Annotated in this window: 19 protein-coding genes and 1 pseudogene; 13 read left to right on the top strand and 7 right to left on the bottom strand. The window is 72.6% G+C overall.

Annotated elements, in window-relative coordinates; translation table 11 throughout:
• Positions 1-72: 72 nt before the first annotated feature.
• The 3 genes from AB0J76_RS44815 to thpR are packed head-to-tail and all read left to right on the top strand — an operon-like array spanning position 73 to position 2,397.
• Positions 73-519: a MarR family transcriptional regulator gene (locus tag AB0J76_RS44815; protein WP_352320922.1), complete on the top strand. Its 447-nt coding sequence runs from the start codon at positions 73-75 to the stop codon at positions 517-519.
• Between the two features lie 23 nt (positions 520-542).
• Positions 543-1,784, top strand: a complete 1,242-nt coding sequence (locus AB0J76_RS44810; RefSeq protein WP_352320924.1) for an MFS transporter — start codon at positions 543-545, stop codon at positions 1,782-1,784.
• Between the two features lie 55 nt (positions 1,785-1,839).
• Entirely contained in the window at positions 1,840-2,397 is a 558-nt protein-coding gene (thpR, locus tag AB0J76_RS44805) for an RNA 2',3'-cyclic phosphodiesterase (protein ID WP_364393456.1), read from the top strand.
• Between the two features lie 164 nt (positions 2,398-2,561).
• Here thpR and AB0J76_RS44800 read toward each other — a convergent pair whose 3' ends face one another.
• Positions 2,562-3,530 (bottom strand): aldo/keto reductase, encoded by a 969-nt coding sequence (locus AB0J76_RS44800; protein WP_352325021.1) that lies wholly within the window; start codon positions 3,528-3,530, stop codon positions 2,562-2,564.
• 70 nt (positions 3,531-3,600) lie between these two features.
• Between AB0J76_RS44800 and AB0J76_RS44795 the strand changes: the two genes are divergently transcribed.
• Together AB0J76_RS44795 and AB0J76_RS44790 are read left to right on the top strand one after the other, a co-directional pair.
• The gene (locus AB0J76_RS44795) at positions 3,601-4,872 is read left to right on the top strand and encodes an MATE family efflux transporter (protein WP_352325022.1); all 1,272 of its coding nucleotides are present in this window, start codon (positions 3,601-3,603) and stop codon (positions 4,870-4,872) included.
• A gap of 35 nt (positions 4,873-4,907) precedes the next feature.
• Positions 4,908-5,906: a hypothetical protein gene (locus tag AB0J76_RS44790; RefSeq protein ID WP_352325023.1), complete on the top strand. Its 999-nt coding sequence runs from the start codon at positions 4,908-4,910 to the stop codon at positions 5,904-5,906.
• A gap of 4 nt (positions 5,907-5,910) precedes the next feature.
• On the opposite strand, the gene AB0J76_RS44785 is transcribed toward AB0J76_RS44790, so the two are convergent.
• Complete coding sequence (locus tag AB0J76_RS44785; RefSeq protein ID WP_352325024.1) at positions 5,911-6,282, bottom strand: hypothetical protein; 372 nt, start codon at positions 6,280-6,282, stop codon at positions 5,911-5,913.
• 73 nt (positions 6,283-6,355) lie between these two features.
• On the opposite strand from AB0J76_RS44785, the gene lhgO reads away from it, so the two are divergent.
• The 6 genes from lhgO (at position 6,356) to AB0J76_RS44755 (ending at position 13,915) form a co-directional block, all read left to right on the top strand.
• Positions 6,356-7,546: an L-2-hydroxyglutarate oxidase gene (gene lhgO / locus AB0J76_RS44780; RefSeq protein WP_352325025.1), complete on the top strand. Its 1,191-nt coding sequence runs from the start codon at positions 6,356-6,358 to the stop codon at positions 7,544-7,546.
• 14 nt (positions 7,547-7,560) lie between these two features.
• Positions 7,561-8,256, top strand: coding sequence for a response regulator transcription factor (locus AB0J76_RS44775; protein ID WP_364393449.1), 696 nt, complete (start codon positions 7,561-7,563; stop codon positions 8,254-8,256).
• Entirely contained in the window at positions 8,256-9,668 is a 1,413-nt protein-coding gene (locus AB0J76_RS44770) for a HAMP domain-containing sensor histidine kinase (protein ID WP_352325027.1), read from the top strand. Before AB0J76_RS44775 ends, AB0J76_RS44770 begins: the two co-directional genes overlap by 1 nt.
• A gap of 83 nt (positions 9,669-9,751) precedes the next feature.
• Positions 9,752-10,411, top strand: a complete 660-nt coding sequence (locus AB0J76_RS44765) for a response regulator transcription factor (protein ID WP_352325038.1) — start codon at positions 9,752-9,754, stop codon at positions 10,409-10,411.
• A gap of 109 nt (positions 10,412-10,520) precedes the next feature.
• Positions 10,521-12,311 (top strand): ABC transporter, encoded by a 1,791-nt coding sequence (locus tag AB0J76_RS44760; RefSeq protein WP_352325028.1) that lies wholly within the window; start codon positions 10,521-10,523, stop codon positions 12,309-12,311.
• Positions 12,308-13,915, top strand: a complete 1,608-nt coding sequence (locus tag AB0J76_RS44755) for a YfjP family GTPase (RefSeq protein ID WP_352325029.1) — start codon at positions 12,308-12,310, stop codon at positions 13,913-13,915. Before AB0J76_RS44760 ends, AB0J76_RS44755 begins: the two co-directional genes overlap by 4 nt.
• A 36-nt stretch (positions 13,916-13,951) precedes the next feature.
• Here the strand turns inward: AB0J76_RS44755 and AB0J76_RS44750 are convergent, their stop codons facing one another.
• The 5 genes and pseudogenes from AB0J76_RS44750 to tdh form a co-directional block, all read right to left on the bottom strand.
• On the bottom strand, positions 13,952-14,422 hold the full coding sequence (locus AB0J76_RS44750) for a hypothetical protein (protein ID WP_352325039.1): 471 nt from the start codon (positions 14,420-14,422) through the stop codon (positions 13,952-13,954).
• A gap of 82 nt (positions 14,423-14,504) precedes the next feature.
• Positions 14,505-15,014 (bottom strand): annotated as a pseudogene (locus tag AB0J76_RS44745) (MFS transporter); the annotation flags it as partial.
• 165 nt (positions 15,015-15,179) lie between these two features.
• Positions 15,180-16,082: a LysR family transcriptional regulator gene (locus tag AB0J76_RS44740; RefSeq protein ID WP_352325030.1), complete on the bottom strand. Its 903-nt coding sequence runs from the start codon at positions 16,080-16,082 to the stop codon at positions 15,180-15,182.
• A 13-nt stretch (positions 16,083-16,095) separates the two neighbouring features.
• On the bottom strand, positions 16,096-17,268 hold the full coding sequence (locus AB0J76_RS44735) for a glycine C-acetyltransferase (protein WP_352325031.1): 1,173 nt from the start codon (positions 17,266-17,268) through the stop codon (positions 16,096-16,098).
• Positions 17,268-18,296: an L-threonine 3-dehydrogenase gene (tdh, locus tag AB0J76_RS44730; protein ID WP_352325032.1), complete on the bottom strand. Its 1,029-nt coding sequence runs from the start codon at positions 18,294-18,296 to the stop codon at positions 17,268-17,270. Before tdh ends, AB0J76_RS44735 begins: the two co-directional genes overlap by 1 nt.
• 170 nt (positions 18,297-18,466) lie before the next feature.
• On the opposite strand from tdh, the gene AB0J76_RS44725 reads away from it, so the two are divergent.
• Positions 18,467-19,600 (top strand): ROK family protein, encoded by a 1,134-nt coding sequence (locus AB0J76_RS44725; RefSeq protein ID WP_352325033.1) that lies wholly within the window; start codon positions 18,467-18,469, stop codon positions 19,598-19,600.
• A 151-nt stretch (positions 19,601-19,751) separates the two neighbouring features.
• Positions 19,752-20,663 carry an ABC transporter permease subunit gene (locus AB0J76_RS44720; RefSeq protein ID WP_352325034.1) on the top strand — a complete coding sequence of 304 codons (912 nt, stop codon included), beginning with the start codon at positions 19,752-19,754 and terminating at the stop codon, positions 20,661-20,663.
• Positions 20,664-20,672: the final 9 nt, after the last annotated feature.

The raw sequence follows: 20,672 nt of genomic DNA, 5'->3' as shown, positions 1-20,672 counted from the left end.
GAGTGAGACGAACCTGACCTAGGGAAATATCTTGCCTTCGCATATAGTTAGCAAAGGTAATGAGACGTGCTAATGAACACCCAGCCCAAGATGGACCTGCGCAGCGACGCGGGCCTGGCCTCAGCCCTGCGCGTGTCGATGGCAAGGCTGACCAGGCGACTCCGGCGTCAGGCGGCGGCGCACTCGCTGACGCCCACCCAGTTCGCGACGCTCGCCGCCGTGGAACGGCATTCCGGGATAACCCCCGGCGAATTGGCCGAGCTAGAGAAGGTGCAACCGCCCTCGATGACGCGCGTGATCGCCGCGCTAGAGGAACGCGGCCTGGTCGCACGCACCCCGCACCCGACCGACCGGCGTCAGGTGACCGTGACCGTGACCGAGGCCGCCCAGACGTTGCTGAAGGAGGAACGCCGCCGCAAGGAGGCGTGGCTGACACAGCGGCTGAAGGAGCTCTCGCCGGAGGAGCGGTCGATCCTGCGGCAGGCGGCGCCGATCCTGGAGAAGCTCAGCAAGATATAGAGCCTGAGCAACCCAAGACCGGGATGTTCCGGTCGCTCAAGGTTCGCAACTATCGCATGTTCGCGGCAGGTGGCGCCGTCTCCAACGTCGGCACCTGGCTGCAGCGCACCGCCCAGGACTGGCTGGTGCTCGACCTGACCAAGGGCCCGCACGGCGTGGGGGGCAGCGCGGCGGCCCTCGGCCTGGCGACCGCCCTGCAGTTCCTGCCGATGTTGTTGTTCGGGCTCTTCGGCGGCGTGCTCGCCGACCGGTACCCCAAGCGGCCCATCCTCATCGCCGCCCAGTCGATGATGGCGGTGCTCGCGCTCACCATCGGCGTGCTGACCATGACCGGCGCCGCGCAGGTCTGGCACGTGTTCGTGATGGCGTTCCTGCTCGGCCTGATCTCCTGCGTCGAGGTGCCGACCAGGCAGGCGTTCGTGGTCGAGATGGTCGGACGGCAGGACCTGCCCAACGCCATCGCCCTGAACAGCTCCATCTTCAACCTCGCCCGCGTGGTGGGCCCCGCGCTGGCCGGCATCCTGATCTCGGTGCTGGGCGGCACCGGACCGATCTTCCTGATCAACGCGCTCACCTTCGGCGCGGTGATCTCCAGCCTGGTCTTCATGCGGAAGTCCGAGCTCAACCTGTCCGAGCCGGTGCCCAGGGCCAAGGGCCAGCTCAGGGAGGGCCTGCGGTACGTGCTGCGGCGCGAGGAGCTCCTCATGCCGATACTGCTGATCGCCTTCGTGTCGATGTTCTCGCAGTCGTTCTCGATGTCGATCGCGCTGATGGCCCGCGAGGTGTTCGGCGCGGGGGCGTCGTCGTTCGGGCTGGCCTCCAGCATGTTCGCGGTGGGCGCGCTGGGCGGCGCGCTGCTGGCGGCGCGGCGGGCCAGACTCTCGCGCAAGGTGCTCTTCTCCGGGGCGATCGGGTTCGGGCTGTTCCAGGTGCTGACCGGGCTGGCCCCCTTCTACCCGGTCTATCTGCTGCTACTCGTCCCGACCGGCATCGCGTTGATCACCATCAACACGGCCGCGAACGCCAGTGTGCAGATCGCCACGTCCCCCGAGATGCGGGGCCGGGTCATGGGCATCTACATGCTGGTCTTCACCGGGGGCGCGCCCATCGGGGCGCCGCTGATCGGGTGGCTGTCGGAGCTGGGCGGGCCGCGTACCGGCGTGCTGCTGTCGGGCGTGCTCGTCCTGGTGGGCACCGGGCTCGCGGTGCTGGTGACCAAGCTGATCGGCAACCGGATGGCCAGGCCGGCGCTCGCGATGGCATGACCCCGGGGGCATGACGATGGCGTGATCCGTCCCCGTCCGGGGACAATCGCATGACATGAGGCTCTTCGCGGCCGTGGTCCCGCCTGAGGAGGCGCTCGACGAGGTCGAGCGGGCCGTGGCGCCGTACGTCGGGCAGGTGCCGGGGCTGCGCTGGGCCGGCCGCCCGACCTGGCACGTCACGCTGGCCTTCTACGGCGAGGTGCCCGAACGGGCGCTGCCCGACCTCCGGGTGCGCCTGGAGCGGGCCGCCCACCGGCACACGGTGCTCGACGTGGCCCTCGCCGGGGCCGGGGCGTTCTCCTCGGCGCGGCGGGCCAGGGTGCTCTGGGCCGGGGTCGCGGGCGACCCCATGACCCGGCTGGCCGACTCGGCCCGCGCGGCCGGCCGCCGCGCGGGGGCCGTGCAGACCGACGAGAAACGGTTCCACGCCCACCTCACCCTGGCCAGGGCCCGGACCGACACCGACCTGCGAGAGCTGGTGGAGTCGCTGGCCGGGTTCGCCGGGTCGCCGTGGCGGGCCGAGCGGCTGCACCTGTTCCGCAGCCACACCGGGCCCCAGGTGAGGTACGAGTCACTCGGCGATTGGGCGCTCGCACCGGTGAAGCGGGGCTAGGCTCCAGGGCGTGGACCGTCCTCGCCCCTGGCTGCTGCCCCTCGTGCTCGGCCTGCTGTTCCTGATCGTCCTTCTCGGCGCCCTGCTGACCTGAGCCGCCTGCTGACCTGAGCCGCCCCGAGCGGCCGGGCCCGTGGTCGTGCCGGGCCCGGCCGGTCACGGCGTCACCAGGCGTAGTCCTCCGGGGCGGTGCGGTGGCCGGGGAAGATCTCGTCGAGGCGGGCCAGGGTGGCCTCGTCCAGCTCGATCTCCAGCGTGCGCATGCTGCCTTCGAGCTGCTCCAGCGTGCGCGGGCCGATGATCGGGGCGGTCACCGCGCGCTGCCGCAGCAGCCAGGCCAGCGCCACGTACGCCGGGTCCTCGCCCAGCTCGTCGCAGAGCTTCTCGTACGCCTCGATCTTGTCCCGGTGCTTGTCCAGCTCCCGAACCATGGTGTCGGAGGCGGACCGCCCCTTGTCGATCTTGCGCAGCACGCCGCCGAGCAGGCCGCCGGCCAGCGGGCTCCACGGGATCACGCCGATGCCGTAGTCCTCGCAGGCGGGCAGCACCTCCAGCTCCACCGCCCGGGTGAGCAGGTTGTAGTGGCTCTGCTCGCTGGTCAGCCCGAACGTGCCGCGCCGCGCCGCCGTCTCCTGGGCCTTGGCGATGTGCCAGCCCGCGAAGTTGGACGAGCCGACGTAGATGACCTTGCCCTGCTGCCGCAGGACCTCCATGGCCTCCCAGAACTCCTCGAAAGGCGTGTTCCGGTCGACGTGGTGGGCCTGGTAGATGTCGATGTAGTCGGTCTGCATGCGCTTCAGCGAGGCGTCGCAGGCCCGGCGGATGTTCAGCGCCGACAGGCGGCGCTCGTTGGGCCAGTCGCCCATGTCGCCGTAGAGCTTGGTCGCGATGACCGTGCGCTCGCGCCGGCCGCCGCCCTGGGCGAACCAGCGGCCCAGGATGTTCTCCGTGATGCCCTCGCCCCTCTTCCAGCCGTAGACGTTCGCGGTGTCGAAGAAGTTGATGCCCAGCTCGTGGGCCTTGTCCATGATCGCGAAGGAGTCTTCCTCCGAGGTCAGCGGGCCGAAGTTCATCGTGCCGAGGCAGAGCGGGCTCACCTGGAGGCCGCTGCGTCCGAGGTTGACATAGTCCATGGGGTCCACACTAAATACCTGGAGCGCGCTCCAGGCCATAGGGTGAGTTCATGATCTGCGCGGGGTCCTCGTGATCGTCCTGCTCCGCGCCGCGCTGCCGGTCTTCCTGGCGATGGTCACCGGCCTGATGGGCACGCTGGTGGTCACGTCCGTGCTCGGCAACCACGAGACGGTCGCGCTGGCCGCCTTCGCGGTGATGAGCGCGGTGCTCACCCCCGCCACCGCCGCCGTGCAGGGCGCGCTGCGGGGGCTCGGGCCGTTTGTGGCGCCGTACCGGGACGATCCGGGCGCGGCGGTGCCCGTCGTACGGGACGCGCGCTGGCTCAGCCTGGTCACGGGCACGCTGGGGGCGCTCGCGGTGCTCTGCGTGCCCGCGCTCGCGCGGGTGAGCGGGGTGCCCGGCGAGGTGGTCGGCGAGCTGGGTCTGCTGCCCTGGTTCCTGGCCGCCTACCTGCTGGTCTTCGCCACGACCGGCGGCGCGAGCACGATCCTGGTGGCGCTCGGGCGCAGCCGCGACGTGTTGTGGCCCAGCCTGACCTTCGGCGTGCTGCTGAGCGCGCTGACAGCGGTGCTGGCGCCGCGGCTCGGCCTCGACGGCGTGGGCGTGGCCTGGGTGGTCGCCGGGGTGGTGGCCGCGGTCGTGGCGAGCTTTCTGCTGCGCCGGGCGCTCGGGCGGCCGATCGGCCAGGGGCGGCCCAGGGTGGCCGAGATCGTCCGGCTGGCCAGGGTCAGCGTGCCGCTGGCGGCGACCGTGCTGATCAAGTTCGGGGTGCTCGGCGTGGTCACGTTCGCCGCGGGCGCGACCGGCGCCCGCGACACCGCGGCGCACGCGGTGCTGACCACGCTCACCGGCCTCATCATGCTGGTCTCGCTCTCCGTCGCGCAGGCGTCGGTGCCCGAGGTGGCCCGCGCCGGCGACCCGGCCGGGGCGCGGCGGGCCAACCGCGCCGCCGCGCTGCTCGCCGTCGTCGGCACGCTGGCCGCGGCCCTGGTGCTGCTGCTGCTCGGCGAGCGCGTGCTCGGGCTGTTCACCGGCGACGCCGCCGTACGCGAGCGGGCCCTCGCGCTGCTGCCGCTGATGCTGGTGTCGTCGCTGGCCGACGCCGCGCAGGCGGTGCAGGGCATGGGGCTGACCGCGCTCAAGAGGTCCGGCGCGAGCCTGGCCTACTTCGTCCTCGGCTACGGCGTGCTCCTGGCGGCGGCCGTGCCGGTGGCGCGGACGTGGGGCATCACCGGGCTCTGGGCGGCCATGGCGGCGGCCAACGGCCTGCTCGTGGTGCTCCAGGGGGCCGGGTTCCGCCGTCACAGCGCCCGCGTGGGCACGGCCGAGGCGGTGGCCTGAGCCTCCCGGGCGCGGCCGTGGGGCATGATGGCGAGGTGGGGGATGTCGTGTTCCGGGTCCTGGCCGCCGTGGCGGCGACGTTCGCGCTGTCGGCGGCTCCGGCGTGGGCCGACGACGACGGGCCGGAGAAGCTGTTCACGTTCAAGGACCGCGCCATCACCGAGTCGAGCGGCCTGGCCGTGTCGCCCACGCACGACGACGTCTTCTACACCCACAACGACAGCTCCGCCGCCCCCGTCTTCTACGCGGTCGGCGCCGACGGGCGGACGAAGGCCACCTTCAACCTGCGCGGCGCGCAGGCCAGGGACTGGGAGGCCATGGCCGCGACCAGGGACCCGGACACCGGGCAGGGCACGCTCTGGTTCGCCGACATCGGCGACAACCTCGACGGCGCCTGGCCCGACGTGTCGATCTACAAGGTCGCCGAGCCGCGCACGCTCCGGGACGCCACGCTGCCGGCCACCCGCTACCGCTTCCGCTACGCCGGCGGCGGCCGCAACGCCGAGGGCATCATGATCAACCCGCGCACCGGCCGCCTGTACGTCGTGTCCAAGGAGTTCTCCGGGTCCGTCTACGCCGCGCCGAAGAAGCTCCGCACCGACAAGGTCAACATCCTGCGCCGGGTCGCCGCGGCCCCGATCATGGCCACGGACGCCGCCTACGCCCCCGACGGCTCCTCCTACGTCATCCGCACGTACTTCTCGGCCACCCTCTACCGCCCGTCGGGGGAGACGCTGGCCAGGGTTCCGATGCCGGAGCTGCGGCAGGCCGAGTCGATCGCCTACACCGCCGACGGCAAGGCCCTGCTGGTCGGCTCGGAGGGCCCGAACAGCCCGGTCTACCGGGTGCCGCTGCCCGAGCGCGCCCAGGCCACGCGCACCCCCACGCCGAAGCCCGTCGCGGCCCAGGAGAGCGCGCGGCCGTCCGACACCGGCGAGCCGAGCGGCCTGACCGCCAAAGACGTGCTGATCTGGCTGGCCGCGGCCGCGGGCGCGACCGGGGTGATCACCTTCATCGCGCGCCGCACCCGGTGAGCCGTCAGGGGTGGCGCATGGTCGCGGTGAACATGTCGCCGCGCAGCGCGCGCTCGACCACCTCGATCGAGCGCGACAGGCGCACCAGCCGCGGCCCCTCCTCGCGGTAGGCGTCGAGCACGGCCTCGACGGCGTGCGGCGGCAGGTGGCCCTTGAGATCGACGGCCGCGCCGCGATAGCCCGCGCGGGCGGCCTCCACCGCCGACCGGACGTGATGCCTGGCCATGCTGGCCAGGGCGACCGGGTGCCGCCGCAGCACTTCGTAGGCCCGGTAGTCGGGCGGCACCGCGTCGAGCAGCCAGGCCACCGCCGAGGTCTCCCAGTCGGGGACGCTGGGCGGGCGGACCTCGGCGGGCCACTCTGGCGGGACGTACATGAAGGCCATCGTACTCATGTTCGATTCGCCCAGGTATGGCGGCAGGGTGGCCTTTACCAGGAAAATCAGGTGTGTGACGGAAAAGATCGGTGTCGTCGGCGCCGGGATCGTCGGACTGGCCGTGGCGCGGGAGCTGGCCGCCGCCCGCGGCGCCGAGGTGACCGTGCTGGACAAGGAGCCGCGCGTCGGCGCCCACCAGACCGGGCACAACAGCGGCGTCGTGCACGCCGGGATCTACTACCCGCCGGGCTCGCTCAAGGCCAGGCTGTGCCGGGAGGGCGTGGCGCTGCTCAAGGCGTACTGCGCCGAGCACGAGCTGCCCTACCGGGAGGTCGGCAAGCTGGTCGTGGCGAGCACGCGGGCCGAGCGGGCGCCGCTGCGCGCGCTGGCCGAGCGGGCGCGGGCCAACGGCGTGCCGGACGTCGCCGAGCTGGACGGCCTCGGCCTGCGCGAGATCGAGCCGCACGCGGTCGGCGTCGCCGCGATCCACTCGCCGCACACCGCCATCGCCGACTTCCCCGCCGTCGCCCGCGCGCTCGCCCTCGACGTGGCCAGGGCGGGCGGCTCGGTCCGCCTGTCGCACGCCGTCCGGGCGATCCGCGAGACGTCGAGGGGCGTCGAGGTGCTGGCCGGGGGGCGGCGGTTCACCTTCGACCGGCTGGTGGTCTGCGGCGGCCTCGGCACGGACGCGGTCGCCAGGATGGCCGGGGCGGCGGGGGACGTGCGGATCGTGCCGTTCCGGGGCGAGTACTACGCGCTGGCCGGGACGGCCAGGGAGCTGGTGCGCGGGCTGATCTACCCGGTGCCCGACCCGCGGTACCCGTTCCTGGGCGTGCATCTGACCAGGCACATCGACGACGAGGTGCTGGTGGGGCCGAACGCGGTGCTGGCCCTGGCCTACGAAGGCTACAGATGGCGAGATGTACGAAATTTCGGTCAAATTGTGCGCTGGCCGGGGACGCTTCGCATGGCTCGCGCCCACTGGCGTACCGGGATCAAGGAGGTCTACGGCTCGCTCGTCAAGAGCGCGTTCGTCCGGGCCGCCCGGCGGTACGTGCCCGAGCTCACCGCCGCCGACCTCGTCAGGACCGGCGGCGGCGTGCGCGCCCAGGCCGTCGCCAGGGACGGCCGGCTGGTGGACGACTTCGTGGTGGACGTCCACGGGAGCGTGGTCCTGGTGCGCAACGCGCCCTCGCCCGCGGCGACGTCAAGCCTGGCAATTGCCCGGCATATTGCCGGAATTGTTCCAGCACTCTCCCGATGAGGGCATCCTTGGAGATGATGGAATCACGCCTGCTGATAGTCGAGGACGACCCCAACATCCTCGAACTCCTCGCCGCGAGCCTGAGGTTCGCCGGCTTCGACGTGACCACGGCCAAGAGCGGCCTCGACGCCGTCAACGCCGTGCAACGGCACCGGCCCGACCTCGTCGTGCTCGACGTCATGCTGCCCGACCTGGACGGGTTCGAGATCGTCCGCCGGATGCGGAGCGGCGGCCTGCACACGCCCGTCGTGTTCCTGACCGCCCGCGACGAGACCGAGGACAAGATCCGCGGGCTCACGATCGGCGGCGACGACTACGTCACCAAGCCGTTCAGCCTGGAGGAGGTCGTGGCCAGGATCCACGCGGTGCTCCGGCGCACGAGCGGGGACGCGCAGGCCGCGCCGCCCAGGCTGACCTTCGCCGACATCGAGCTGGACGAGGAGAGCCACGAGGTCTGGCGCGGCGGCAACGCCGTCTCGCTCTCGCCGACCGAGTTCAAGCTGCTGCGCTACTTCATGACCAACGCCGGCCGTGTGTTGTCCAAGCCGCAGATCCTCGACCACGTCTGGGACTACGACTTCAGGGGCGAGGTGGGCATCGTGGAGTCGTACGTGTCCGTCCTGCGCCGGAAGATCGACAACCGTAGCCCCCGGCTCATCCACACCCTGCGGGGCGTCGGATACGTGCTGCGCCTGCCGCCGAGCCCCTGATGAGAGCCCTGCCGCTGAGGGTCAAGCTGATCGCGGCGATGCTGGCCCTGCTGGGCTGCGGCATGACCTTCGTCGGCCTGGTCAGCGTCTCGGTCCTGCACGGTTACCTCATGGACCGGGTGGACAGCCAGCTCAACCTGCTCAGCGTGCGCATGCACAAGAAGGTCGTCAGCGACTGGCGGCGGGACAGGGAGACCCCCGACCGCCCGATCCTCATCGAGTCCGACGCGATCGCGCTGGTCAAGGAGCCGGGTGAGGCGTTCGTCCCGATGTTGCGCGACCGCGACGTGGACGCCAAGCCCAAGCCCGTGCTGCGCGAGTCGCCCGGCGAGGACGCCTACACCGCGCCCGCCGCCGGCGGCGACGGCGAGTGGCGGGTGCTGCAGAGCGAGATCCAGCGGCGCACGCTGGTCGTCGCGGTGGACCTGGAGGAGGTGGACGCCATCACCCGGCGGCTCGTGCTGATCGAGCTGCTCGGCGGCGGCGGCATCCTGCTCATCCTGGCGGTCGCGGGCGTCACGATCGTGCGCCGCAGCATGCGTCCGCTCGGCCAGATCGAGCGCACGGCCGAGGCCATCGCGGGCGGCGAGCTCGGCCGCCGGGTGCCGGACGCCGACCCCCGCACCGAGGTGGGCCGCCTGGCCAGGTCGCTCAACGGCATGCTCGCGCAGATCGAGACCGCCTTCGCCGCGCGCTCGGCGTCGGAGGCGGCGGCCCGCCGCTCCGAGGACCGCATGCGCCAGTTCGTCGGCGACGCCTCCCACGAGCTGCGCACCCCGCTCACCTCCATCCGCGGCTTCGCCGAGTACGCCCGCCAGAACCCCGACGCCGACCCCGCCGAGCTGATGCAGCGCGTGGAGAAGGCCGCCGGGCGCATGAGCCTGCTGGTGGACGACCTGCTGCTGCTGGCCAGGGTGGACCAGCAGCGCCCGCTCCAGATGCGCCCGGTGGACATGCTGGCCCTGGTCGCCGACGCCGTGCACGAGGCCAGGATCCTCGCCCCCGACCGTACGGTGAAGCTGGACGTGGTCGGCGGCGCGGCGCTCATCGTCTCCGGCGACGAGGTGCGCCTGCGGCAGGTCACCAGCAACCTCATGACCAACGCCATCGTGCACACCGAGCCCGGCACCCCCATCGTCGTCCGGGCCGGGGCGACCGACGACACGGTCTTCACCGAGGTCGTCGACAGCGGCCCCGGTCTGCCGCCCGAGCAGGTCGAGCGGGTCTTCGAACGGTTCTACCGCGCCGACTCCGCGCGCAGCCGCCGCCGCTCCTCCGAGGACCGCGGCAGCGGGCTCGGCCTGGCCATCGTGCAGGCGCTCGTGCAGGCCCACGGCGGGACCGTGACGCTGACCAGCTCGCCCGAGGAGGGCTCCACCTTCCGGGTCGAACTCCCACTCGCCTTGGAGTGAGCCTTCAGCTAACCCTCAGCTGCCTGGGTCACCCTGGAATCGTGACGAAACCCGAGCTCCGCGAGGTCCGCGAGGCGTTGATCATGGTGGTGGACGACGAGCCCAGCATCAGGGACCTGCTCTCCGCCAGCCTGCGCTTCTCCGGATTCGAGGTGCTGACCGCCGCCGACGGGCAGCAGGCCGTCGAGGTCGCCGAACGCGCCGCGCCCGACCTGGTGGTGCTCGACGTCATGCTGCCCGACCTGGACGGGTTCGAGGTGGCCAGGCGCATCGACGCGCCCGTGTTGTTCCTCACCGCCCGGGACGCCACCGAGGACAAGATCGCCGGCCTCCGGGTGGGCGACGACTACGTCACCAAGCCGTTCAGCCTGGAGGAGGTGCAGGCCAGGATCCGGGCGGTGTTGCGCCGTACCAGGACGGAGGGGGCGCCGGTCAGCCGGCTGAAGGTGGCCGATCTGGAGCTGGACGAGGACGCCCGCGAGGTCTGGCGGGCCGGCCGCCAGGTACGGCTGTCCCCGACCGAGTTCAAGCTGCTGCACTACTTCATGGTCAACGCCGGCCGCGTGTTGTCGAAGGCGCAGATCCTCGACCACGTGTGGAACTACGACTTCGGCGGCGACGCCGGCGTCGTCGAGTCGTACGTCTCCTACCTGCGGCGCAAGGTGGACGACGTCGAGCCCCGCCTGATCCACACGCTGCGCAGCGTCGGGTACGTGCTCAGGGAGCCGCCGCCCGCCGGTTGATCCCCGCCGCGCGGCCCCGGCCGGTGGACCGCCCCGGGCGCTCACCGTAGCGTGGACCTGCGGGCGCGAGGTGTCGAGCGGCGTACCGCGGGAAGCGGGGTTGGCACCTATGGATCTGCTGGGGGCGTTGGAGTCGTTGCGCCGCCCGCTCGATCGCGAGCTGTTCCCGCTGGCGATCGGCGAGGCCGCGGCGGACCGGCGTGCCCTGCGCGAGCTGGCCGGGCAGCTCGACGACTACCTGCTGCCGCGGCTGCGGGCGATCGACGCGCCGCTGCTGGCCGTCGTCGGCGGGTCCACCGGGGCGGGCAAGTCCACGCTGGTCAACTCGCTGGTGGGAGCCGACGTGGCCGAGCCAGGCGTGCTGCGGCCCACCACGCTGGTGCCCACGCTCGTCGTCAACCCGGCCGACCGCGACTGGTTCACCGGCCAGAACGTGCTGCCCGGCCTGTCCCGCGCCACCGGCGACTCCGGCGGCGGCGCGGGCGCGCTGCGCGTGGTCGCCTCCGACGCGCTGGGCGCCGGGCTGGCGCTGCTCGACGCCCCCGACATCGACTCCGTGGTCACCTCCAACCGGGAGCTGGCCGCGCAGCTCCTCGCCGCCGCCGACCTGTGGCTGTTCGTCACCACCGCCGCCCGGTACGCCGACGAGGTGCCCTGGAGCTTCCTGCGCTCGGCCCGCGAACGCAGCACGGCCCTGGCCGTCGTCCTCGACCGGATCGCGCCCGAGGCCGTCGAGCCCGTCTCGCGCGACCTCGACCGGCTCCTGGTGGAGAACGGCCTGCCGGGCACCCGGCTGTTCACCGTGCCCGAGGCCGCGCTGCCCGACGAGAAGGCGCGGCTGCCGGAGGAGTCGGTGCGGCCCATCGTCTCCTGGCTCACGGGGCTGGCCGCCGACGCCGCCGAGCGGTCCCGGGTCGTCCGCCAGACGTTGTCGGGGGCCCTGGACAGCCTGGACACCCGCGTCCCCGCGCTGGCCACGGCCGTCGAACGCCAGCAGGCCGCCTTCGACGGGCTGCGCACGATCGTGACCGGCGCGTACGCGGGCGGCATGGCCGACTTCGACGAGGGCATGCGCGACGGGTCCCTGCTGCGTGGCGAGGTGCTGGCCCGCTGGCAGGACTTCATCGGCACCGGCGACCTCATGCGTTCCCTGGAGAGCCGGGTGGGATGGCTGCGCGACCGGATCGTCGGCTTCTTCACCGGCCGCGCCCCCGCCGTCGAGCTCAAGGACGCCCTGGAGAGCGGCGTCGAGTCACTGATCAGGGGCGCGGCCGACGGCGCCGCCGAACGCGCGCTCGAAGGGTGGTCGGCCGCGCCGGGCGGTGGCGGGCTGCTCGACCGGCTCGGCGCGATGGAGGCCGCGCGGCTCGGCCGGGCCTCTCCCGACCTCGCCCGACGGGCCGAGGCGGCGGTGCGCGGCTGGCAGGAGTTCGTCCTCGACCTCGTACGCGAGGAGGGGGCGGAGAAACGCACCACCGCCCGGCTGGCCTCGTTCGGGGTCAACGGGGCGGGGCTGCTGCTCATGCTGGCCGTGTTCGCCTCGACCGGCGGGCTCACCGGGATCGAGGTCGGCATCGCGGGCGGCACGAGCGTGTTGTCGCAGAAACTGCTGGAGGCCGTCTTCGGCGACCAGGCCGTGCGCTCGCTGACCACGCGGGCCCGCGAGGACCTGCGCGAACGGGTGCGGGTGCTGCTGGCGGAGGAGGCCGCCCGCTTCACCGACCGGCTGGAGACCGTCGAACCGCCCAGGGGCACGGCCGAGGCCCTGCGCGCGGCGGCCCGCGCCGTTCACGACCACCGCGCCGAACTCCCCGCCGCCTCCGCCCCGACGGCGGAGCTGCCCGTTCCCCCGGCTCCCACAGCCGAGTTGCCCCCTCGCGACCGCTCGGAGGGGCCGTGAAGCTGCTGCGCCGCAAGGAGGGGCCCTCGCTCGACTCCCGGCTGACCGCCCTGCTGGAGGCCGCCGAGCTGGCCGAAGGACGCCTCCCCGAGCAGGACGTGTCCGCCGCGCGGTCCGTCGCCGAACGGGCCGGCGCCCGCCGCAGCCTCTCCGTCGACCACACCGTGGCCGCGCTCGCCGGCGCGACCGGCAGCGGCAAGTCCTCGCTCTACAACGCCCTGGCCGGCGAGGACCTGGCCGCCGTGGGCGTCACCAGGCCGACGACGTCCACCGCCCAGGCCGCCCTGTGGGACGGCGAGGGAGCCGGCCCGCTGCTGGACTGGCTCGACGTCCCGCGCCGCCACTCCGCCGCCGAGGCGCCCGGGATGTCGGGGCTCGTCCTCCTCGACCTTCCCGACCACGACTCCGTCCGGCTCTCCCACCGGCTCGAGGTGGACCGCCTGGTGGCGCTGGTGGACCTGCTCGTCTGGGTCGTGGACCCGCAGAAGTACGCCGACGCCGCGCTGCACGAACGCTACCTGCGCCCGCTGGCCGGGCACCGCGACGTGATGCTGGTGGTGCTCAACCAGGTGGACCGCCTGCCTCCACAGGCTGTGGACCGCTGCGTGGCCGACCTGCGCCGCCTCCTGGAGGAGGACGGGCTGGCGGGCGTGCCGGTGCTGCCGGTCTCCGCCACGACCGGGACGGGCCTGCCGGAGCTGCGCTCGCTCCTCGCCGACCGGGTCGCCGAGCGCGAGTCGTGGGCCGCCCGCCTGGCCGCCGACGTCACCGCCGCCGCCGGTCACCTGGCCGCGGACGGTTCGCGGCCGGACCCCGGCGACCGGCGGGCGGCCGGGCTGGACCGGCGGCTCACCGGCGCGCTCTCCCAGGCCGCCGGGGTGCCGCTGGTCCTGGAGGCCGTGGCCAAGGGGCACCGGCACCGGGCCGTGGTCGCCACTGGCTGGCCGGTCACCCGCTGGTTGCGCAGGTTCCGTCCTGACCCGTTGCGCAGGCTCAGGATCGGGGTGGGGAAGCCGGGCAAGGAGATCGTGGGGCGTACGTCGGTGCCGGCGGCGTCGGCCGTACAGCGGGCGCAGGTCGAGACGGCGATCAGGGACGTCGGCGAGGCGGCCGCCGCGGGCCTGCCCGGCCCGTGGGCGGCGGCGGTGCGGCAGGCCGCGCGCTCGCGCTCCCCGGAGCTGGCCGACGCGGTGGACCGGGCCGTGGGCCGCACCACGGCGGGCACGACCCGCAGGCCGCGGTGGTGGCGGATGGTGAACGTGCTGCAGTGGCTGGTCTTCGCCGTCATGGTGGCGGGCGCCCTGTGGCTGGGCGTGTTGTTCGGTATGGACTACCTGCGCCTGCCGCAGCCGCCGCTCCCGACCGTGGGCGCGGTGCCCTGGCCGACCGTGCTGCTGGCGGGCGGCGCGCTGGCCGGGGTGGTGGTCGCGTTGTTGTCCAGGCTGGCCGCGTGGGCGGGCGGGCGGCGCCGGGCCAGACGTACGGCCCGCGCCCTGCGCGCCGCCATCGGCGAGGTCGCCGGGAATTACGTGCTGGCCCCGGTGACGGCCGAGCTCGACCGCTACGCCCGCTTCACCGAGGCCGTCACCACAGCCCGCTCCTGACCGCCGTCACCCGCGTCCCCGTGAGCAGGCCCGCCGTCACCCGTGCCTCCGGCTGAGCAGGGGGAGCGCGAGCAGCGCGCCCAGCAGGGCGGACGCCGCGCCCACCAGGAACGGCGCGGGCGCACCGAACCACTGCCCGGCCACCCCCGCCACCCCCGACCCGGCCGCGCCCCCCACCCCCACGGCCGTGGACAACCACCCGAACGCCTCGCCCTGTGCCCCCGGCGCGAACCGGTCCACCAGCAGCGACGACGTCGTCAACGCCGGATTCAGCACCAGCCCCCCGGCGAACAGCACCACCCAGAACACCGGCAACGCCCCCACCACCGCGAGCGGCGTCAGCACGACGCCGAGGGCCAGCATCAACCCCACCAGCCGCGCCGCCGGCGAGGACGCCCACGTACGGGCCGCGTACCCGGCGGCCCCGGCGATGCCGCCCAGCGAGAGCGCCGCCACCAGCACCCCGGTGGCGGCGGGCACGCCACGGGCGGCCGACAGTGCGGGCACCCCCCACCTGCAACGCCCCGACGGTCCCGCCGAGCAGCAGCACCACGGCCAGCAGCACCGGCATCCGGCGGTCCGCGAAGACCCGCCCACCCTCCCGTACGGACGCCGCCCCGCCCGCCCGCAACGCCCGCGAGAACGCCAGCGTGCCCACCCCGGCCCCCACCGCCACCGCCCCCAGCGCCAGGGACGCCGAGGCCACCGCGATCACCAGCCCGAACAGCAGCGGCCCGGCCAGCATGGCCAGCTCCTGCACCAGGTAGACCAGGCTGTAGACGGCCGTACGGGCGCCGTCGGGCACCCGCCGCCCCCACTCGACGCGCATGCTCACCGAGATCGGCGGCAACCCGGCCCCGGCGACCCAGGCCAGCACCACGGACGTCCACACCGGCCACCCGGCCGCCGCCGCCGCGACGAGCGCGATCAACGCGACGACGTGCAGGAACGCCGTCGCCGCGAGCACCACCCGAGGTCCGCGCCGGTCCATGAGCCGCCCCTGGACGGGCCTGCCCATGCCCGCGCCCACCGAGAACGCCGCCGCGCAGGTGCCCGCGAGCGCCAGCGACCCGGTCGAGTCCTGGACGACCAGCACCATTCCCACGGGCGCGACCTGCTGGGTGAGCTGGGCGAGGAAGCCGGACACGGCCTGCGCCCCGGCCCCGGGCAGCCGGAACAGGTCCCGATACGGCATGTCCCTTCCCACCCGCCCACGCTAACCCGCAAGATCGCTCCCCGGCGACGCCCGGGATCGGCGGTGCGGTCAGTCGGAGGCGAGGGAGGCGGCGACCGTGCGCAACGCCGACAACAGCGGCTGGAGCAGGGGGTGCGCGTCGGCCCCGCGGCGGGTCGCGGCGAAGACGCGGCGGTCGGGGCCCGGCGTCTGGCGCACCACGACCCCGGCCAGCGCCATGTCCCGCAGCGCCAGCCGCGGCACGAGCGCCACCCCCGCGCCCGCCCCCACCAGCGCGACCACGGCCCGGAAGTCGTCGGAGCAGTGGACGACGTTGGGCGTGAACCCCACCTGCTGGCACGCGAACGTGATGACGTCGTGCACGGGGTTGCCCGGATAAGGACCGATCCAGGTGTCGGCGGCGAGCGACACCAGCGTGGCCGACCCCGCCTCCGGATGCCCCTCGGGCAGGACCAGGTCGAACGGCTCGGCGTACAGCGGGATGCGCGACAGCCGGCGGTCGGCGGCGTCGGGGCCGCCCCGGTACTCGACCGTCACCGCCAGGTCGGCCCCGCCGTCGAGCAGCATGGCCAGGCTGTGGTCGCCCTCGGCGTCGAGCACCCGCACCTGCAGGCCGGGCGCGGTGGCGCGCAGGGCGGCGATGGCGGGGGAGAGCACGGCGCTGATCGCGGTGGCGAAGCAGGCCACGGTCACCTCGCCGGCCTCGCCCGTGGTGTACGCGGCCACCTCGGCCTCGGCGCGTTCGAGCTGGGCCAGGACCTCGTTGGCGTGCCCCACCATGATCTTGCCCACGGCGGTGAGGCGCACGCCCCGGCCGTCCCGCGTGAACAGCCGGTGGCCCACCTCGTGCTCCAGCGCCACGAGCTGCTGGGAGACCGCCGACGGGGTCAGGTGGAGCGCCGCCGCGGCGGCGGTGACCGTGCCGTGGTCGGCCACCGCCCGCAGTGTGCGCAGCCGCCGCGTGTCAATCACGCAGCGAGGATACTCAACCCTGGCGTGCTTGGACGAAAGCCGCCACGGCCCGGTCGACGTCCTCGGTGGAGTGGGCCGCCGAGAGCTGCACCCGGATCCTGGCCTGGCCGTGCGGCACCACCGGGTAGGAGAAGCCGATCACGTAGACGCCCAGGTCGAGCAGGCGTTCGGCCATGGCCCCCGCCTCGGCGGCGTCGCCGATCATCACGGGCACGATCGGGTGCTCGCCCGGCAGGATGTCGAACCCGGCCCTGGTCATCTCGCTGCGGAAGCGCGCGGTGTTCGAGCGCAGCCGCTCGCGCGCCTCGCCGGAGGTCTCCAGCAGGTCGAGGATGCGCAGCGAGGCCGAGGCGATGACCGGGGCCAGGGAGTTGGAGAACAGGTACGGCCGCGACCGCTGGCGCAGCAGCTCGCAGACCTCCTTGCGGGCCGAGACGTAGCCGCCGCTGGCCCCGCCGAGCGCCTTTCCGAGGGTGCCGGTGATGATGTCGACCCGGTCGGTGACGCCGTGCAGCTCGGGCGTGCCGCGGCCGGTGGGGCCGACGAAGCCGACGGCGTGGGAGTCGTCCACCATGACCATGGCGTCGTACCGGTCGGCCAGGTCGCAGATCTCGCGCAGCGGGGCGAGGTAGCCGTCCATGGAGAAGACGCCGTCGGTGACGATCAGCCGCCGCCGGGCGTCGGACGCCTCCTTGAGCCTGGCCTCCAGCTCGGCCATGTCGCGGTTGGCGTAGCGGAAGCGCTGGGCCTTGGACAGGCGGATGCCGTCGATGATGCTCGCGTGGTTGAGGGCGTCGGAGATGACCGCGTCCTGAGCGTCGAGCAGGGTCTCGAACACGCCGCCGTTGGCGTCGAAGCACGAGCTGTAGAGGACGGTGTCCTCCATGCCCAGGAAGTCCGACAGGCGGGATTCGAGCTCCTTGTGCACCTCCTGGGTGCCGCAGATGAACCGTACGGAGGCCATGCCGAAGCCCCAGCGGTCGAGCGCCTGCTTGGCCGCCTCGACCACCTCGGGGTGGTCGGCCAGGCCCAGGTAGTTGTTGGCGCAGAAGTTCAGCACCTCGCGCCCGGCCACGCCGACCTGGGAGCTCTGCGGGGTGGTGATCACCCGCTCGGGCTTGAGCAGCCCGGCCTCGGTGATCTCGTCGAGCGTCGCACGCAGCTGCTCGCGCACGTTCGTGAACATCAAGCGCTCCAATCGAGGATGACCTTGCCCGTACGGCCGCTCGCGGCCGTGTCGAAGGCGGCGTCGAAGTCGTGGTACGGGAACCGATCGGTGATCACGGGGGAGAGGTCGAGGCCCTTTTCCAGCAGGACTGACATGTTGTACCAGGTCTCGAACATCTCCCGGCCGTAAACGCCCTTGATGGTGAGCATCGAGGTCACCACGGTGGCCCAGTCGACGGCGAACTCCTCGGCGGGAAGACCGAGCATCGCGATCTTCCCTCCGTGCGTCATGTTCGCGATCATGTCACGCATGGCCCCAGGGTTACCGGACATCTCAAGCCCGACGTCGAAGCCCTCCCGCAGGTGGAGCTGGCGCATGCCTTCGGCGATCGTCGCCCTGGAGACGTTGAGCGCGAGCGAGACGCCGAGCTTGCCGGCCAGGTCGAGGCGCTCGTCGCTGACGTCGGTGATCATCACGTTGCGCGCGCCGACGTGCGTGGCCACGGCCGCCGCCATCAGCCCGATCGGGCCGGCGCCGGTGATCAGCACGTCCTCGCCGACCAGCGGGAAGGACAGCGCGGTGTGCACGGCGTTGCCGAACGGGTCGAAGATGGCCGCCACGTCGGGATGAACGGGAACCCGGTGCACCCAGACGTTGGAGGCGGGCAGCGTGACGAACTCGGCGAACGCGCCGTCCCTGTTGACGCCGAGGCCGACCGTGTTGCGGCACAGGTGACGGCGTCCGGCCATGCAGTTGCGGCACTTGCCGCAGACGATGTGGCCCTCGCCGCTCACCAGGTCGCCGACGGCGATGTCCTCCACGCCGGGCGCGACCTCGACCACGTGGCCGGAGAACTCGTGCCCGACGACGAGCGGGAGCTTCAGCGTGTGCCGCGCCCAGTCGTCATATTTGCGGATGTGCAGGTCGGTGCCACAGATGCCGGTACGCAGCACCCGGATCTTCACCTCGCCCGGCCTGACCTCGGGCTCCGGCACGTCCACCAGCCAAAGGCCGGGCTCGGCCTTCTGCTTGACCAGCGCTTTCATCGCTTCACTTCCCCCTGTTCCGAACCTAACGCACTGTGCCCGCTCCCCTCGGAACATGTCCATCGAGGGATTCTTAAGTGCCCCCACAGCTCAGCTTCACGCGGCAGGGGGACCAGGCACAATTACGAAATAAGCTTGAAGATGACCTGCCCGGCGACTCGGAGGTATCGGTGCGACAGCAGAGCGGCGACGCCTCGCTTCTGCGCAAGCTCAACTCGGCGGCCATCCTGCGCGTGCTGCGCGAGGCCGACGTGGCCACGCTGTCGGAGCTGGCCAGGTCCGCCCGGGTGTCCAGGCCGACGGCCGAGGTCATCGTCGACGACCTCGTCGCCGAGGGCTGGGCGGAGGAGTGCGAGGAGGAGGCCGGCGACCGCCAGCGGGGGCGCCCGGCCAAACGCTTCAGGTTCCGCGCCTCTGCGGGGCACGTGCTGGGCGTCGGCATCGGCGGTTCCAGCCTGCGCGCCATGCTGGCCGACCTGAACGGCACGATCACCGTCACCCGCCGCGCGCCCAACCACCGCGACATGCCCGCCGCCGAGCGGCTCGACCAGGTCGTCGGGCTCGCCGCGGAGACCGCCGCCCAGGCCGGGCTGGCGCTGGCGGACGTCACCGTCGTCGGCGTGGGCACCACCGGCACGGTCGACGGCTCCGGGCGGGTCGTCAAGAGCATCGCCCTGTCCGACTGGACCGGCCTCGACCTGCAGGGCGAGCTGTCGGCCCGGATCCCCGCGCCGGTGCTGGTCGAGAACGACATGCGCCTGGCCGTCCTGGCCGAGCACTGGCGGGGCGCCGCCCAGGGCCGTGACGACGTCGTCTACCTGTTCACCGGCGACCGCATCGGCATGGGCCTGCTCATCGGCGGCCGGCCGTACCGGGGCGCGCACGCGGCCGGCGGCGAGATCGGGGCCCAGCCGAACAACAACTGGACCGCCTTCCGGCACGTCCTCGACTACGCGATGGCCGTCGAGCCGGGGGAGCTGCGCTCCAGCCGGCAGTGCGCCGAGTTCGCGATCGCCAGGGCCCGCGCCGGCGACGAGCGGGCGGGGCAGGCGGTCAGGGAGTTCGCGCGCGGCCTGGCCGCCGGGCTCGTCACGGTGGTCAACCCGCTCGATCCGGACATGGTGGTCATCGGCGGCAGCCTGTCCTCGGCCGGAGACCTGCTTGTCGAGCCGGTACGCGAGCTGTTCGAGGAGTACTGCCTCTACCCGCCGGAGGTGGTGGCGTCGGGGCTGGGCAGCGAGTGCATCACGCTGGGCGCTGTCCGGTTCGCCCTCGATCAGGCAGATCGCCTGCTCTTTACGTAGCCAACTTGGCTAATTAGGTCACTGTTCTGTCACAGCCATGTCGCTGAGCGACATCGATCCAGCAAGCATGCTCAGATCTGATCGCTTTAACCTAGTTATTTGCATAAATCGGTACTAGCCTCCAGCCATCCCGACCCGACTGGAGGTGAGCGTGGCCGCTGTCACCCTGCTTGAGCGGCTGAAGCGCGACTGGACGCTGCTGGCCCTGTGCCTGCCCGGCGTCCTGTACTTCGTGGCCTTCTTCTACGTGCCGCTGCTCGGCAACGTCATCGCCTTCAAGGACTACGCGCCGTTCCTCGGCATCGCCGGCAGCCCCTGGGTGGGCCTGGACAACTTCGTGATGCTGCTGGAGGAGCCGGAGTTCTGGAGCGCGGTCGGCAACACGCTGCAGATCACGGCGCTCCAGCTCGTCCTGTACTTCCCGGCCCCGATCGCGCTCGCGCTCCTGCTGAACTCCCTGATCGGCCACCGCGTCAAGCGGTTCATCCAGACCGTCGTCTACCTGCCGCACTTCCTGTCGTGGGTGGTCGTGGTGGCGATGTTCCAGCAGGTCATCGGGGGCGCCGGCACGGTCAGCTCGTTCCTGAACTCGCACGGCGTCACCATCGGCAACCTGATGTCGAACGCGGACACGTTCAAGCTGCTCGTGACGGCCCAGGTCATCTGGAAGGACTGCGGCTGGGGCACGATCATCTTCCTGGCCGCGATCACCGCGATCGACATGAGCCAGTACGAGGCCGCCGCCATCGACGGCGCCGACTGGAAACGCCGCCTGTGGCACGTCACGCTGCCCGGCATCCGCTCGGTCATCCTCATGATGCTCATCCTGCGCCTGGGCGACATCCTGTCCGTCGGCTTCGAGCAGATGGTCCTGCAACGGGAGGCCGTGGGCGCCGGAGCAGCCGAGGTCATCGACACCTATGTCTACTACCACGGCATCCGTGACGGCGACTGGGGCATGAGCACCGCCGCCGGCCTCATGAAGGGCCTCATCGGCGCGGCGCTCATCTACGCGGCCAACAAGCTCGCGCACCGCTTCGGAGAGCAGGGGATCTACCGATGAGGCCGCCGT

It is taken from the genome of Nonomuraea sp. NPDC049624 (assembly GCF_040675255.1).
In the GTDB taxonomy this organism is placed as follows: Bacteria; Actinomycetota; Actinomycetes; order Streptosporangiales; family Streptosporangiaceae; genus Nonomuraea.
Note: the sequence above shows the minus strand (reverse complement) of the source record. Positions and strands in the feature narration are given on the sequence as shown.